Annotated in this window: 15 protein-coding genes; 7 read left to right on the top strand and 8 right to left on the bottom strand. The window is 57.1% G+C overall.

The window, feature by feature from the left end; translation table 11 throughout:
• Nucleotides 1-23 precede the first annotated feature (23 nt).
• The 4 genes from ACR0LF_RS22125 (at nucleotide 24) to ACR0LF_RS22110 (ending at nucleotide 3,727) form a co-directional block, all read left to right on the top strand.
• A complete protein-coding gene (locus ACR0LF_RS22125) occupies nucleotides 24-527 on the top strand; it encodes a TRAP transporter small permease (RefSeq protein WP_170410378.1) in 504 nt (167 codons plus the stop codon).
• 1 nt (nucleotide 528) lies between these two features.
• The gene (locus tag ACR0LF_RS22120) at nucleotides 529-1,809 is read left to right on the top strand and encodes a TRAP transporter large permease (RefSeq protein WP_170410381.1); all 1,281 of its coding nucleotides are present in this window, start codon (nucleotides 529-531) and stop codon (nucleotides 1,807-1,809) included.
• Nucleotides 1,810-1,958: 149 nt separating this feature from the next.
• Nucleotides 1,959-2,849: an NAD(P)-dependent oxidoreductase gene (locus ACR0LF_RS22115; RefSeq protein WP_170410384.1), complete on the top strand. Its 891-nt coding sequence runs from the start codon at nucleotides 1,959-1,961 to the stop codon at nucleotides 2,847-2,849.
• A 14-nt stretch (nucleotides 2,850-2,863) separates the two neighbouring features.
• A complete protein-coding gene (locus ACR0LF_RS22110; RefSeq protein WP_480581717.1) occupies nucleotides 2,864-3,727 on the top strand; it encodes a sugar phosphate isomerase/epimerase family protein in 864 nt (287 codons plus the stop codon).
• Between the two features lie 458 nt (nucleotides 3,728-4,185).
• On the opposite strand, the gene ACR0LF_RS22105 is transcribed toward ACR0LF_RS22110, so the two are convergent.
• The 3 genes from ACR0LF_RS22105 to ACR0LF_RS22095 are packed head-to-tail and all read right to left on the bottom strand — an operon-like array spanning nucleotide 4,186 to nucleotide 8,383.
• Nucleotides 4,186-5,163: an ATPase, T2SS/T4P/T4SS family gene (locus ACR0LF_RS22105; protein WP_480581715.1), complete on the bottom strand. Its 978-nt coding sequence runs from the start codon at nucleotides 5,161-5,163 to the stop codon at nucleotides 4,186-4,188.
• Entirely contained in the window at nucleotides 5,160-7,940 is a 2,781-nt protein-coding gene (locus ACR0LF_RS22100) for a relaxase/mobilization nuclease domain-containing protein (protein ID WP_480581713.1), read from the bottom strand. The genes ACR0LF_RS22105 and ACR0LF_RS22100 overlap by 4 nt, the downstream gene beginning before the upstream one ends.
• The gene (locus tag ACR0LF_RS22095; protein ID WP_480581711.1) at nucleotides 7,937-8,383 is read right to left on the bottom strand and encodes a MobC family plasmid mobilization relaxosome protein; all 447 of its coding nucleotides are present in this window, start codon (nucleotides 8,381-8,383) and stop codon (nucleotides 7,937-7,939) included. The genes ACR0LF_RS22100 and ACR0LF_RS22095 overlap by 4 nt, the downstream gene beginning before the upstream one ends.
• A gap of 521 nt (nucleotides 8,384-8,904) precedes the next feature.
• Here ACR0LF_RS22095 and ACR0LF_RS22090 point away from each other — a divergent pair.
• From ACR0LF_RS22090 to ACR0LF_RS22080, 3 genes are read left to right on the top strand one after another with little or no spacing between them, the layout of a single operon-like run.
• Nucleotides 8,905-9,681 carry an AAA family ATPase gene (locus ACR0LF_RS22090; RefSeq protein ID WP_480581710.1) on the top strand — a complete coding sequence of 259 codons (777 nt, stop codon included), beginning with the start codon at nucleotides 8,905-8,907 and terminating at the stop codon, nucleotides 9,679-9,681.
• Entirely contained in the window at nucleotides 9,668-10,114 is a 447-nt protein-coding gene (locus ACR0LF_RS22085; RefSeq protein ID WP_480581708.1) for a hypothetical protein, read from the top strand. Before ACR0LF_RS22090 ends, ACR0LF_RS22085 begins: the two co-directional genes overlap by 14 nt.
• Nucleotides 10,111-10,347 carry a hypothetical protein gene (locus ACR0LF_RS22080; protein ID WP_170717331.1) on the top strand — a complete coding sequence of 79 codons (237 nt, stop codon included), beginning with the start codon at nucleotides 10,111-10,113 and terminating at the stop codon, nucleotides 10,345-10,347. Before ACR0LF_RS22085 ends, ACR0LF_RS22080 begins: the two co-directional genes overlap by 4 nt.
• A 443-nt stretch (nucleotides 10,348-10,790) precedes the next feature.
• On the opposite strand, the gene ACR0LF_RS22075 is transcribed toward ACR0LF_RS22080, so the two are convergent.
• The 5 genes from ACR0LF_RS22075 to ACR0LF_RS22055 form a co-directional block, all read right to left on the bottom strand.
• The gene (locus ACR0LF_RS22075) at nucleotides 10,791-10,991 is read right to left on the bottom strand and encodes a hypothetical protein (RefSeq protein ID WP_480856473.1); all 201 of its coding nucleotides are present in this window, start codon (nucleotides 10,989-10,991) and stop codon (nucleotides 10,791-10,793) included.
• Between the two features lie 629 nt (nucleotides 10,992-11,620).
• Nucleotides 11,621-12,049 carry a methyltransferase domain-containing protein gene (locus tag ACR0LF_RS22070; protein ID WP_480581899.1) on the bottom strand — a complete coding sequence of 143 codons (429 nt, stop codon included), beginning with the start codon at nucleotides 12,047-12,049 and terminating at the stop codon, nucleotides 11,621-11,623.
• Nucleotides 12,050-12,061: 12 nt separating this feature from the next.
• Nucleotides 12,062-12,223: a hypothetical protein gene (locus ACR0LF_RS22065; RefSeq protein ID WP_480581704.1), complete on the bottom strand. Its 162-nt coding sequence runs from the start codon at nucleotides 12,221-12,223 to the stop codon at nucleotides 12,062-12,064.
• A 246-nt stretch (nucleotides 12,224-12,469) separates the two neighbouring features.
• Nucleotides 12,470-13,006: a hypothetical protein gene (locus ACR0LF_RS22060; protein ID WP_480581702.1), complete on the bottom strand. Its 537-nt coding sequence runs from the start codon at nucleotides 13,004-13,006 to the stop codon at nucleotides 12,470-12,472.
• A gap of 177 nt (nucleotides 13,007-13,183) precedes the next feature.
• Nucleotides 13,184-15,049, bottom strand: coding sequence for a ParB/RepB/Spo0J family partition protein (locus ACR0LF_RS22055; protein ID WP_480581700.1), 1,866 nt, complete (start codon nucleotides 15,047-15,049; stop codon nucleotides 13,184-13,186).
• Between the last annotated feature and the right edge of the window lie 132 nt (nucleotides 15,050-15,181).

Raw genomic sequence — 15,181 nt, 5'->3', positions numbered from 1 at the left:
TCGCTTCTTAACGGAACCGGTTTATGGATACGCTCTCTGCAATTGACCGTGTACTGACGCGCGTTATCGAAGCGCTGATGGTCGTGCTGTTTGGGGTGTTTTTGGTGATTGTCGTCACCAAAGTCCTGATGCGCCCCTTTGACATGGCGATCTACGGCGTCGACGAACAGGTCAAGATCGCGTTTCTTTGCACCTCGGCCTTGGGCGGTGCCGTGGCGATTACGAAGCGTGAGCATATCGCGATCACATTCTTCATCGACATGATGCCCTACTACGTCAAAATGGCCTTCTACGTGGCAGGGCTTGTCCTTGTCGGAGTGATGAACGCGGCATTGGTCTGGCTGTCCATCGATTGGATCGCGGGGCCAGGCAAAAACATGTGGCAACCCTTCGGGATGCCTCAGGCTTATGTGTTCATCATTGTTCCGATCTCCTGTTCGATTGCCGTGTTCTATTGCTTTGTTCGTGTGGTTCTGACTCTGGGCGGTCGGGATTCCATCGATGTTCTCTGGATGCCGGAGGACTGACATGCTGATCCTGTTCGCCACACTGGGAATACTGTTGGTCTGCGGAGTTCCAATTGCCTATTCTCTGGGGCTGGCGTCACTGGCGTATTTCCTGATCGAGGCCCCCGCAGCGACCGGGTTCGTTGTTCAGCGTTTCTTCTCCGGCATCAATAATTATCCGCTGGTTTCACTGCCCTTCTTCATCCTGATGGGCTTGGTGATGAATTCCGGAGGCATCACGCGGCGCCTGCTAGACCTGTCCATGTTCTTCGTCGGCCGCCTTAAGGGCGGGCTGGGATTGGTTAACGTGGTCGGCTCGATGATCTTCGGCGGTATCTCGGGTTCTTCTGCCTCGGATACTGCTTCAATCGGGTCTGTTCTGATCCCTGAGATGGAAAAGCGCGGATACCCCAAGAGCTTTGCGGCGGGGATCACAGTTGCCTCATCCACAATGGGCATGATCATTCCGCCGTCTGTTCCGATGATCATCTACGCTGTTGCCGCTGAAGAAAGCATTGGTCGCCTGTTTCTGGGCGGGATCATTCCCGGCATCATGGTTGGCCTGCTGCAGCTGATCGTCGTGTGGTTGTTGGCCAAGAAGAACGATTACCCGACCGAAGATGTACCGTTCACGTTGGCCGAGGCAGGGCGACAGGCGCGGCGTTCGGCTGCCGTGGCGTTGATGCCAATCCTGATCGTGGGGTCGGTTGTATTCGGTTTCGTTACTCCGACCGAGACAGCCGGAGCGGCGGTGGTTTACGGTCTGATCATCGGCTTATTCATCGTCGGCTTCGGCGTTCTCAAAGATTTGCCGGGGGCCATGCGCCACGCGATCATCATGTCCGCCAAGATCATGATGATCATCGCGTTCAGTCAGGTGTTCATCACTGTACTGGCGCTGGAACGTGTACCCAATCAACTGGCCGATTTCGTTTCGGGCCTCGGACTTGGCCCGGTCGCCTTCATGGTTCTGACAGCCATTTTGATCCTGATGGCGGGTACGTTCATCGACGTTAGTCCCGCCATTCTATTACTGACACCGGTTTTGTTGCCGGTCGCTGAAAAGCTGGGCGTGTCTGGTGTGCATTTTGGTGTGGTGATGGTCTCGGGACTCGCGGTTGGTGCATGCACACCGCCAGTAGGAAATTGCCTGAATGTCTGCGCTGCAATCTGCCGTATGCCGATCGGAAAGATTTTCGTCGGTGCCGCGCCGTTCCTGCTGGCAAATGTGGTGGTGCTGATTTTGATCGCGATCTTCCCGCAACTGGTCCTTTGGATACCGGACGCGGTCATGGGTCCGTAGCCACACGGAATTGGGCAGCGGGGTGTCTTCCGGACCTGCCCGGCCTTGGTCAGCCAAAGCCTGAAATCCCCGCACACATCGACGCCTCGGAAGATGGGGCGCCAAACCTCAACTCCGGCCGGGCCGGACGACACATTAGGAAGACAATTATGCAACGTGCAGGTGTCATTGGATTAGGGGATATGGGCAGCGGGCTGGCGAAGAACCTGATCAAAAACGGGTTCGAAACCACCGGGTTTGATCTGAGTGAAGCGCGCCTGAAGGCGCTGGCTGAAATGGGCGGAACGCCTGCAGCAAGTGTTGCAGATGTAGGGGCCAACGCGGATGCAGTCTATGTCATGGTCATGAACGGCGATCAGGCCAAGGCTGTCATTCTTGGTGAAAACGGTCTGGTCCGTCACATGGCGCAGGGCGGCGCGGTCATTCTGACCGCCACGATCAAACCGCGTGAGGCCCGCGAGATTGGCGAGGCCATGGTCGGTTCGGGCATCCACCTGATCGACAGCCCTGTCTCTGGCGGCTTTCCGGGTGCGCAGGGCGGTACACTAACCATGATGGCCGCAGCCCCTGATGCCGTACTGGACGAATTCCAACCAGTGATGGAGGCGGTCTCGGCCACTATTCACCGCGTAGGGGACGGGCCCGGCCAAGGTCAGACCGTAAAAGCATGTCTGCAGACTCTGATCGGTTCAATCTTTTCGGCAACATTTGAGGCGTCGGTTCTTGCCGCCAAGGCGGGCGTGAAGGGCGAAAACCTGTTCAAGGTCTTTTCGACCTCTGGCGCGGGATGCGGATGCACCAACACGGCGCTGGAGAACATCATCGACCGTAAATTCGAAAACACTGGCTCGGGCATCGGCACCATGCACAAGGACCTGACCATCTCACTGGATCTGGCCGAAGAGCTCGGCGTTCCAATGCATACTGCTTCATCTGCCATGCAGATTTTCCATGCTGGCAAAACCAAATTCCCCGATGGCGACAACTGGGCCTGCACCCGCGTGATCGAAGACATTGTCGGCGCTGAGTTGCATCGCTGAGAAAGGACAAGAACATGAAACTTGGCGTTATCTGTGATGGCATCAGTCGCGACCTGAAACACGCGGTCGATGTGATGGATGAGTTTGACCTCGAATATGCCGAACTGCAATTTGTCGGCGATACGGAGGTTGGCGATCACTCTGCGGATGAGATCAGGGAAATTGACGCGCTGCTTCGGGATCGGGGCAAGCCTGTATCCTGTCTGTCGCGCCACATCTTCGCGGGAATGACCGGGGCGAACAAACCAGGGGACGACCTGCACAGCAAGCATATGGATTCTCTGAAGCGCGTGATCGACATGGCACATGTGGTCGGCAGCCCATTGGTTCGCATTATGACCCCCAAGAAAGAGCAAATCCTTTGGGGGTATGGAGGTGCCGAAAAGTGGAACGTCGCCAAGGGTGCATGGGACGCTATGCTGCCCCTGATTGCACCGGCGATTGACGTTGCCAAGGACGGCGGAGTGACTTTGGTCGTCGAAACGGGCAACGGGACCATGGTGAATTCGAACTACACCGCCCGTAAGCTGATCGATGATCTGGATGCCAAAGACACGTTAAAGGTACTTTGGGACCCGGCCAACAATTGCTGGTGTCACGAACAAGCGTTTCCTGCTGGGTATGACGAAGTGAAAGAAGGCTATCTCGGGCACATCCACATCAAGGACGTTCAAGTCGATACGCCCCGCGCGACATTGACGGTCAAACAAATGGGCGAAGGCCAACTGACCGATCAGTTTCAGCCGATGGCGGATGCTCTGAAAACCGACGCCTATGATGGGGTGATATCATTCGAAAGTGTCTACCACCCCGGTAACGGAAATTTCGAAGACGGTTTCCGCCGCTGTATTGATCGCTTCAAAGAGCATTTTGGTTGAACCTCTGGCGAGACCAAAACGGCCAATCGATGTTCCTCCCAATACATCGTTCGACCGAAACACAGACCCGTCGTTAGGCGGGTCTGTTTTGGGTTTCAGGTGAAAACCGAAAAACGGTCAAAAGATCTGACTCTGCGTGACGACTGAGGAGATGTAGCATTATTTGCCAAAAACATTTCTCTTTCGGCAATCGTGCCGCGGTATAACTATGGCAGCTTAGGCGGACCGCACCGTAGCGTGGAGATAGTCTGGTCAACATCAGCAAGGGGTAATCGTTGCGCAGACCCATGGCAGCAATCAGAGCTTTGAAGTCATTCGTGCGCGGCGCAGCATTTGTCAAAATGGGCTCTTTGCTGTCATTCTCCGCGGGTTTCTTGAATGTCGGCTTTACCTTACCGGGAGATCTGCGCGACCGTAAAAACCTACTTCGGCCATTTCCCCGTCGGGCGTTCAAAAACCTATGCCGCTTTCTGCCTGAGCACCCTGACGGCAACCGGCCGCCGTTGATCCCCGGTTTTCCGAAACTGCACAATCACGTCGATCATTGACCGGCAGTATTCGAGGATTTCGGAATAGGTCAGCCCGGTATCTGCCTGCATGACCATCAACGCCAGGCGCGACAGGGCGGACTCCGGTGATGCCGCGTGCAGCGTGGAAATCCCACCCGGATGGCCCGAGTTGATAGCAGAAAGGAAGTCATAGGCTTCCGCACCGCGCAGCTCCCCCATGATGATCCTCTCCGGCCGAAATCGCAGACAGGATTTCAATAGATCGCTGCTCGATGCGTTTTTGTTGACAACCAGAGACACCGCATTGGGCTGGCTGGGACGGATTTCCAACACATCCTCAATGGTCATGATCCGCTCTGAAGGATCGACTTCACCGAGACAGGCGCGCAACCAGGTCGTTTTACCGGAGGATGTCCCGCCCGACAAAAGGATGTTCCACTTAGCCTTGACGGCCGCGCGCAGGAAATCGCCAAAACCTTTTTTCTCGTAAGCGTCGAAAACAGCCTCATCGGCAGGATCAACGCCAGATTTCAGATCGTCCATATTGGCGTCCAGATCCGGCAAGCCCTGCATCAGATCATCGAGCGAGAGTTGCTTTGCCACGGCCCGGCGCAGAGCAAATGCTACGCCAGCCTCAACGGCAGGTTTGACCGCGACCTGCGCCCGCCACAGTGACCCGTCGATTTCGAACTGCGAACCGGCCAGCGGCGTTTTGCTGGAAATGGGATTTTCACCGGCCAGGTCCTGCGCGAGCGCCAAAGCGTCGTCTTCTCCCATTGGCTCGTCCAGCTGGCGCATGGCAGGTTCACCACTGCGCTCAATCCAGATTCTGCCGTCTGGATTCAGAACGATTTCAGACAGGAGAGGATCGGAGAGCAATTGCTCTCCGAACACTCGATTCAATGTACTTTCCAGATGGCGGCTCATCGGCTGACGCTCCGATCACCTTTGGCGCGTTCTGAACGCTCCCGACGCCGCTGCTCCTGCACCACCGGATCACGGTCAATCTGTCGATCGACGCTCTTCAGATCCCAAGCCGTGCGGGTGACATTGACGCGCTCCGGCTCGTCGGTCTCGGGGTTCCGGCGTGACCGGGTGACTTCTTCTTTGCCCACTTTGACGAACGTGGCCGTGTCACCGATTGAGATGTTGTTCCGAGCCATCTGGTCCTGCAAGGCGGTGCCCCAAATCCGTTCCGGCTCGTCTTTGCCCTCTACCTTCATATCGACGTAGAACGACTTGGCTCGCGGATCATCGGGGCGCAACAGAGCCTCTTTGGCATCGACGATTACACCCGTGACACCGGTTTCAATGGAGACCTCCTGCCGAACGGCGCGGTCCTGCTGGGTCTCCTCACCTGCCTTTGCATTCGCAACATCTGGTAACAGGGCCTGTTCCTGTGACCGATCGTTGTCGCGCGGTACGCGCTCGATGTCGGTTGCTTTCCAGGCGCGGCGGTTTGCCTCGATAATCTTCGCTTCGCCGGTCTTTGGATCGGTCTTGGTGACCGTCACCCTCTTGTAACCATCATGGGCAAGGGTGGCCGTATCACCGATGTTGAGATTTTCGCGCTGCATCATGTCGGGCAGATCGACGCCCCAGACACGGAACGGCTTGTCGCGACCGTCCGCCTTTAGATCGACGTAAGGTGACATGCTGTCTTTCTCGTCTTCTTTGTAGAGCGCAGACCCTGCATTGACGATCTGCCCCCGCACGCCTGCGTCCAGGTCGGGACGTTGCGGTGCGGTGCCGGCGGCGCGAGCATCTGGGACCTGGCCTTGCTGTTCCGGGCCCGAGCGCGCTTCGCCGCCAGCACGATCCGGTGCGCGACCTGTCACTCGCTGCTGCACCCGATCTTCAATCTCAAGCAAACGTCCACCGATCGCGGCCCGATCAAAACCCTGCCCTTTCATGGTCTGGATTTCGTTCCGAACGCCGGTCTTGATCTTTTCTTGCAGGAGGTCGTCTCCCCTGCCCTCTGCAAAGGCGCGGTTGATGTTACGGATCTCGCCACGGGCATCGCGGTAGATCTCTGCAGCATCCTTATACGCGGCCTTCATGTCGATCCGCGCCTGGTTCTCGCTGAGCGAATGCGCATTCGCCAAGGTCTTAACATCGCGTTCAAACCAGTTCTCACGGGTCTGCCTGTCCACGTCAGCGCCGTTGCGGATGCGCGACAAGACCAGATCGCCATTGATGCCCATCGTTTCGAACCGCTCGGCCACTTGCCTGTCGGCGTCTTTCAACACCGCATTGGTTGCCGCGCTGCGCGGATCGTTTGCATCGGCCCGCTCCCGACCACTTGAGCCTGCCCGCTCCTGTCCGATGGGCTGGGTGCGTGTTGGATCTGCTGCATCCTGTTCTGCAGCCCGGCGCTGACGTGTCGGATCAACGTCATCGCGACCCACCTCGACCTCATCGTCCCGCTCCAGGCGCTTGCCAAAGAACGTCCTGGTCTCTTCGTCCATCAGCGGTTCATAATCCCGCAGGACACGAGAAATCGCAGCCTCGGTCTGGATGCGCTTTTCTTCATTCTCCATAGCCTCGGCCTTGGCGTCCATGCCTGTGATAAACTCTCGTACATCGGTTCCAATGGCCTTCATCTCGCCGTCTATTCCTGACGCGTGGGTCGGGTCCATCTGGTTGGCGACTTGCGTATTCATGTCGATTTCCTCTGATCTGAGAACCCCGCCCCGCAACAGGATTTTGGCCGCGCCGAGAACAGCCGTTGAAAAATTGCCCAAGGTTTCGGCCCGCCCTGGATATTGTGTTGTGAAAATGCCCTGCGCGACCCCGGCCTGATGCGACCGGAGGGTTTCGCCAAGGGCGGAGTAATCCGCGTTGCGCTGATCTTTCATGGCCTGCAGCCGGTCCCGCGCGACGGGTTGTAGTCGGCCGATCCCAAATAAGGGAAAACCGCTGCGCTGCTCGGGAGCTGGCCGCTCGCGCAGATTCCGGCCGTCGCGCCGCGCATGAACCCGCGCGCTGCTTTCGCGCTCGGGGCGCAGGTTGCGGCTGAACCGGCTGGTCGCGGTTAGAACAATGCCAACGTCCCGTGCGGTCTCAACCTGCAGGTCGCGCAGATCTTGAGGGGTGATCCCGTACCGGCTCAGCTGAAGAGTCTTGCCCAAGGCCCCTGCACGGCTGATCACCAGATGCGTATGTGGATGCCCAGTGTCGTCGTGATGGGCCATCACATATTTGTAGCGGTCGCCATACTCACCATTCGTCAGCCGCTCGCCAAAACTGCGCGCAGCCTGCTTGGCGGCCTCCCGGTCTGTGTCCTTCGGGTAAGACAGGATCACATGGTAGGTGTAGCTGGTGACACGCGCATCCATCTGGGCCCAATCCTTCGCCCAGTCGTCCTGCACGTCGCGCAGGCCATCCATCCCATGCGTCAGCTCGCCGGTATCGCCGCGTTCCATTTCGACGGTGCCCTTGCGGGTGATGTAAGACAGCTGGCCACCCAGACGCCCGGATGCCGTGACGCTTCCACCGCGGACAACCTTGACCACCGCCTGATTGGTCAGAAGTGCATTGGCGATCATGCCAGCTGCCCCACTCGATGCGCTCGCTCGTTGTGCCGGTCGCCGCGGCGACCGCGCAAGGTTCTGACCAGGCCGCGGCTTCAGATCCGGGATCAACTGAAACTCTCCAAAGAGCGCGTCCCAGGCCGGATCATATGCGGTGGTCAAGCTGGTCATCCGTCACTCTTTGCGTTGGGTGACACACGATGCGCGCGTTGGATTTCCGCCAGCCGCTCAATCTCAAGAGCGCGGGTAAAAGACCGTGCACGGGCCGCATCCGAGTAATCCACGAACAACTGACGCAACTGGCGGATCTCGACCTTCATGGCCTCGATCTGATCTTCGGTGCGCTTGTTGAGCCGGAACTTCCCTGCGTTCGCAGCCCTGGTCATCTGGTTGAGGTTGTTTGCCATGCCGATCAGCTGAGCCAGGTGTTCTTTGAACTGCAGCGTCCGGAATTCTTCTTTGGTCGGAATCCCGAAGGCCACGCGCAGGCACATACGCACCAGGCCAGTGACGCTGCGCAGCCGCATGGCCTTCCTGCGCTGTTCAAGGAACGCCCACTCGTCCTCGTCAAAGCGCATGGATTTTACAAGTGATTTGGGTATGCCAGACGGCATCGGGGCGGCTCTCCTCGATCAGAAATCGGGCGAGGCCCCCGCAGGCCGCGCATATCGTACTACAATTGTAAGTTGACCTGTAAGCCGACTGCAAGTCCTAATGAATGTCGGTACTACATTCACTAATATCCCGCAAAGTAAGCGTAGGATGTAGACGATCTGTTGCACAAGGCGCAACCGTTTGCCGCCTGCCGAACGCCAGTTGCCGCATGGCAGTAGGTGCGTGGCCGATGCCCTTATGCTGCCGCCGTTTGATCGCTGCCAAACGCCGTTTGGCACTCGGCGCCAGTCTTTTGCCAGATGGTGTCAGGCATGATGGAAGTTGCCATAGGGCTTGTGGCAAGTGTCTGCCGTCATTTGTTAATTGGCTTTCTAGGTGGTTGATGGTTGAGTATTGCTTAGAAAAGCAATAGCGTAGATTTCAGCGCGGGTGCGGGATCGCGCGATAACTTGAAATCGCGAGCCCGGTTGTGGCACGCCGCTCCGCGGCGTGGCTTTCGGGCGCAGACCCGGAGACCAAATTGAAAATCTATGCAGCCGTAAACTCCAAAGGCGGGGCGGGGAAATCTTCCATGCTCGTCGCCTTCGCTTCCGCTTTGCATCATCAGGGCAAACGTGTCCGTATCCTCGATCTGGACTCACAAGGGACACTCTCGGAATGGTTGAATCCCAAAAATGGTCTGGAACCGATCCCTGCTGATGAGCTTCTGATCGAGGCGGGGCAGTTTGCCAAGGAAGATGCAGAGAATGCGAAACTCGCTTATGCCCACATTCTTGAGGCGGAAAAGGCAGGAGGCTTTGACTACCTGCTGATCGACACCAAAGGCGAACCCAGCATGACCGCCGCTATGGCAATGGCAGTCGCAGACATGGTGCTGTGCCCGTCTGATGGATCGTCGGCGGAATACAAGCCCATCATGGTCACGTACAGATCCTGCGAAGCGGCATTGAAGCAAATTGGCAGCACGGCAGACCCGAAAGAAAAATTCCGCATCATGTTTACCCGGCAGTCTGTTGCGCAGTCAGCCGGTATCCAGAAGGGCAAACAAGCTCTGGCAAAGCAGTTTACCTGCATTGGTGGCATTACCGATTCCGCCGCGATGGATGATGCGCTAAGGGCGGGGACAACGATCGGGCGGTTGATGGGTTTTGCTCAGGAGGCCATGGAACAGGCGGAAACGCAGACAGCCCGTTTAAATGCCCGACGCATGGCAGATCGATGCCAGAAGGCGCTGAGCAATGCTGATTATGTGCTGAACGCCTTGAAAGAAAGCGAGGTGCATCATGTCGCGGCCTAAGAGCATTGAGAGCCTGTTTGAGGGGTCGGAATCCGAAATCGCGCCGACCGTGACAGAGCTTAAAAAGCAAGGGCAGGATGAACCCTCGGCTGAACTAAAACCGGAACCCGCCAAACCGGCGAAAACCGAACCGGTCGCAGATCAGGCACCAACCCAAAAACCCAAAAGGTCTAAACCAGCCACGGGCAGGCCAAAGCAAGATGCGCCTGCGAGATCCGAAGGGCCTAGCGTGGCAGGGCAACCGATCAGGGTCCAGATATCAACCTCAGACGGCAGTGAGATTGCGGCGGCACTGGAAGAGGTCCGAAGCAACATACCTGCCGCCTTCCAGAAAAACTTTAATCTTGGGGCCTTCTTCAAAGAGGTTCTGCAAGACAACGATGCACTTATTGCAGACATGATCCGAAACAACCTGAATGGGGACGCACAATGACCAAACGCAAAAAAGCCACTGGTGAAATCAAGAGTGACGTGCGTACACCGATCCGGTTCCAGATTTCGGCTCCTGAAGGTGGTGAAGTCGAACGCGCCTTGGAGGAAATTCTGGTTGGTATTCCAAAATCCCTGCGCGCAAGCGTCAATGTCGGAAGCCTGTTCCGGCAAGTAATGTTGGAAAATGACAAAGCAATTGCCAAGATGATCCGAACAACGGTACAGGACAAATAAGTGTATTGATCCCGGTTTGTTCCGTCTGTGCAAAACTCCAAACTAGCGCTGGCAGTCAGGGCATCGCCGACCGAGGGTTACCCACAGGCTGACGCAGAGATATTTGGGGGCTCTGCTTACAGCCTGCTCCGGTCAGGCCAATTTCGCCCAAGGTTGAAATTGCCCAGACTGGATAACCCTCGGCCCCGCCAGCGGAGAGGGCATTCCAAAATTCTTGGGCCAGTAGATGTGGGCAACATCGGAATGAGCCAAGGAAAGGCAAGACAGTGCGCGCGTAGGATTTTCCATTGGATATTGTCCGGTTCAAACGTCCAGGATTGCCCCGTGAAAAGTGCTAGCTGTCCCTGCCCGTCCGTTAGGATGCGCGCCACGTGTGGCGCACCTGTGGTCCGGGTTTTGGCCGGAGCACAAGAAAGGGCGGCTTGCGCTGCCCTGCCCTCTTGTCATTCGGTGACGGGATCGTCATCGGTGCGCTTCGGGAAGGCCACCATCTCGACGCCGGGGAACATGCTGTGCCGGACCTGGATTGAGGTGATGTTGCCGGCCTCATCGGTGTTGACGAAGAGAACCCCGCAGCGATCCCAGAAATTCTTGCCTTCTTTTTCACCGGTCTTGACGTTCAGTTTCAGAGTTTGAGTTGCCATTGTTTGATCCTCGCTATGACGTGTTTCGATGAACATGGGAAAAGCGGGCAACAAGGGGACGTCAGCAGGGAATTTGGTCCGCGCGGAATGCGCCGCAGGCGCAGGGGAAATTCCTTGTTGAAGCGCGGTGCCCGGGCCGGGCACCGCGCGTCTTCCCCGACTGCCCGCATATGTTCATCCCTTTAGAAACACCGCAGCCGAGGATCATCTCCGGCAACGGGTTTGAAACTGTCAGGCCAAGTGAAAGGCAAGAATTTCTGGGATCGCTGCGCACGGGTCATCTGAACAAAGCGATACAATATGTGGCAGTAACATCACCTCGGTCCATCACAGGCGCAGTGTTCAGTTCCGAGTGCGGGTGGCCTTTCTGGGCCGGCATGACCCTCGAGGCAAAGAATGAAAGATCGCTTGCGGTGCAAGCCGCGCATTCCAATTGGCGGAGGCCAAAGACCGGACGGTCCGGCCCTGATCCGCGCTTGTGCGGATCAGGTCATCAGCCGGACACAATTTGAAATGGCGGAGTCTGACCAACAACCGGTGCTAAATCTCTAAATTGAACTTTGCTGCCCGAGCCATTCCAATGGTCGGCCAACTGGACGCAATGGTTGTTCACGCATCCAAACACAAAATCATTCCGTATTTCGAACCCCCGCTCCAGTCAGAACAGGCATGACCTGCTCGTCAGATTTGAACTCGAATATCCGTTCGACCCGAATTGAACCAAGCCGAGCCGCCTCCAGCGCGGCCTTCATTTGATTCGGCGTCAATCCGAAACCGTCATCGCCCGACGCTTGCCAATCCCACTGAACGAAATGCCCGCCCTTGTTGAGCAAACCCGCCAGCACCGCCACGGCGCTACTGTAATCTGGAAGGAAGGCGCAAACGGATGAAGCGCAGATCAAATCGAAACCTGAGACCCCGTTCTCCAGCTCCTCAATATCTCCAGCCAGAATATCTCCGTGAATTGCTCTAACATTGTGCAGCTGCTTTCCCTGCAGCACAGCAATCATATTCTCCGAGGTATCAACCGCGACAACTTCCTCCACATAGGGCGCAATTTTCTCCGCCAGCTATCCGGTGCCACATCCAAAGTCGAGCACGCGCTTTGATCGCCAATTCTTCCCACGAATATCCAGGTGCTCGTCCAGCGTAGTGAAAGCGCGACGCGCATAGCGTCTGACGTCGCTATTGTCGTCCCAACCATCGGCATAGTCGTTCCAGTCATCGGTCATGCTGATTGCGCTTCCTTATGGATTTGAGCCGGCTTCGACACATGCACGCCGAGATAGATGCGCCAATGTGAATGCAGGACATTGTCCAGATTGAAGACAACAGTCAACATGGGTTTGGAACGGCCTATAGAGGGAAATGAGGCGACCCCGGCAAGCCTCTGCCACCAGTCTTGCACACAAGAAAGAGGCCCACCGAAGCGGGCCACAAGTTTAACCGAAGGAAAGTCTCGAGGTATTGAGACCAGGCTAACGCTTGCGCGCGCGATCGACAACACCGTCGGCTGTAATCGTGGCAATGCGATCCTCTGTGAGGCGGGTCATTTCCACGCCATCCCCGGTCATATGCGCCTCGGCAAATTCGGTGAACTTGAAGATGCTGCCATCCGCTTCCACATGGGTTTCATCCTCTGCCGAGCGGCGCTTCACCGACCCGTCATGGCGGATTTCGATGATCGTATTGTCGGCCATTCGCACCGTCACACAATGCTCATCCACGGCCACACCCTGCCACCACATATCCGCGTCGCGGCGCACAACAATGCGACTGGGATGCAGCTTGATCTGCACGTCCTGTGCCGCGTCAGGATCAGCAGCCTTGACGACGACAATCGCCTCCTGCGCGTTCGGGTCGCCATGGATCGACGCGCTCCCGTTCTTGGGCGGCCAAAGCTTTGGCTGTTCGCGCGGTTTGCCCTTCTGGTCCGTATGAAACCCGACAAACATCTGCGCGGATTTCCAAACGCGACGGGCGGCTTTCTCAAGCTGGTTTGAAGGGGTGTCCATGGGTCTATCCAAATCCGTTTTGATCAAGTGATCGCTTTTGACAATGAGCCGGGTGACCGACCTCTGTTAGCTATGCGCGACGGGGTGTTTGCGCAATGCCACTTTGAGTTTTCATCATTCAGGCTGACACAGCCAGAGATTGATAGGCAGGGCGCCATGCGCCCTGCCCCGTTGGGTTCAGAAGCAATCCGGCACCCAAGCATCGATCCGGGCTTTCTGCGTCTCAGACACGCCCAATACCGCCTGATGCTCTTTGTCATTGAAGAGCTTGTGCATCGCCTCGTTCTTCGCGCCTTTCTTGGATTTCGCAAAGGCTTTGAACATGTCGGTGTCACCATGCAGGTCCAACAGGTCTTTGTAGAGATCATCCAGCTGCCAGCCTTTCAACCGTTTGAAGCAGTTCTCCGCCGACGGGGTCCAGATTGCGCGCATGTCCGCACCAATCTCACTCTCGATCTCCGCCATGAACTCGGGGCGTTGGGTCAGAAACCGCCGGGCCAGAAAAGCCGTGATCTCTCCATTCCGGACCTTCTTGCCTAGCTCGCGAAACGCTTTGAACGCCTCCACGCTGCCTTGTGCGGACATCTCGTAGAATTGGTCATAGGCAGCCTCTGCCGCCGCGTCCCGCTCCCCGCCAAGACGCGGGTCGAGGATGAACTGGTCGTCAATCTCTGGCGAGTTCCGCTCGGCACCGCCATAACCAAACCCAAACAGGTTGCTGGTCAGGCCGGAGGCCGGGGTGGTGGTGAAGGCAAACAGACTCAACACATAATCGGGTTTATCCAGCAAAGCCGTTTGAACTGCTGCCAGCCGGATTGCCACCATGTCGTCGATGAACTTCTGCGAAAAGGCCGGTTTTGGTTTCTCCTTGGTCTCTGGTTCTTTGACCGGGGCCAGAATACCAGCCTCAATGGCGGCTTGCACATGTTCCGCCGCAACATAGGCCGATGACGTTTTGATCTCGCCATTGTTGCCGACATAGACAAACACACCGGACAGCTTGCGCTGCGCGTCGGAATAGAACGGCGCGGCATAGTCCTCGAGTGCTGCAAGCTCCTTTTCGCCAGCCTCGTCCAGAGCTTCAGCCTCATAAAGCTCGGCTAACTCATCATACCGTTCGGCCTGTTCTTCGGTGAACTCCCGGCTCATCATCTCCAGACGGTGCATGCCTTCTGTGCCTGTGAACCCATAGGGAATGTAGCTTTCGTCATGGGTGTCCGCCCAGTCCCAGCCTTCCGCTTCGCGCAGTTTCTCTGCTTCTGCCGTCAGTTTTTCAGCAAACAGATGATCCAGTAGTTCGCCATCATTGAACAGGGTTTCATCGGCAAAGAGATCAGCGGTGACCGTGCCGCCTGCCTCGACGTAGGCGTCCTGCCCCACAAACACGGCCTTGCGGTTGGTGCTGCTGACGGCCTCCGACGTCAGAGCCTGTTTGACATCATGCTCACTAAACCATCGGCACTCCTTGGCCTGTTCGAGCACTTCCAGAATTTTCTCTTCTTCGGTGCTGACTGTCATGGCCTTGGCCAGCCCCATGCTGATCTCACCAGCTTTGAGCGCGTCCAATACGGCGGTGGGCAGGTCGGCAAGCGCGAGGCGGCGGCGCACATGCGCTTCGGTCACGCCAAACGCGTTGCTGATCTTGGCAATAGACAGGGATTTCTCCGCCATCTTGCCATAGGCGCGGACCTCGTCCACCGGGTCCAGTTCTTCGCGGGCGGTGTTCTCCGCACTAGCCCATTGCTCGGCCACAAAGGGATTGTCCGTGACCTTCACGGGAACCTGTTCCAGATCGGTCCGTTCGGTCACGGCGATCTTCAAGGCCCGCAGGCGGCGACCACCGGCCACAATGGCGACTTTACCATTCGCATCGCGCAGGCCGCTGAGGTTCTGGATCAGGCCGCACATGACCAGACTGTCGGCCAGCAGGGCAATGCCTTCCTCGGCAACCTCCTGTCGTGGGTTCAGATCGGACAGGTAGAGATCGGACAGGGTGATGGTTTCAATGGTTTCCGGTGCGGTGAATGTTTCAACTTTGCTCATGGGGCAAATCCTTGTTTGAGTGTTTTGCTTCGTGTTAAGGGTGCCCTACCCCTTCCGGTGTCGAGCGGGGCCGCTTATGCGGATGCGTGTTGTCTCAAGGTGGCGCGGGCGATCTTGGCGGAAAGGCCGCCC

Source organism: Ruegeria sp. E8 (genome assembly GCF_056533985.1).
The sequence above is the reverse complement of the archived record's forward strand: the minus strand, read 5'-3'. Positions and strand labels throughout refer to the sequence as shown.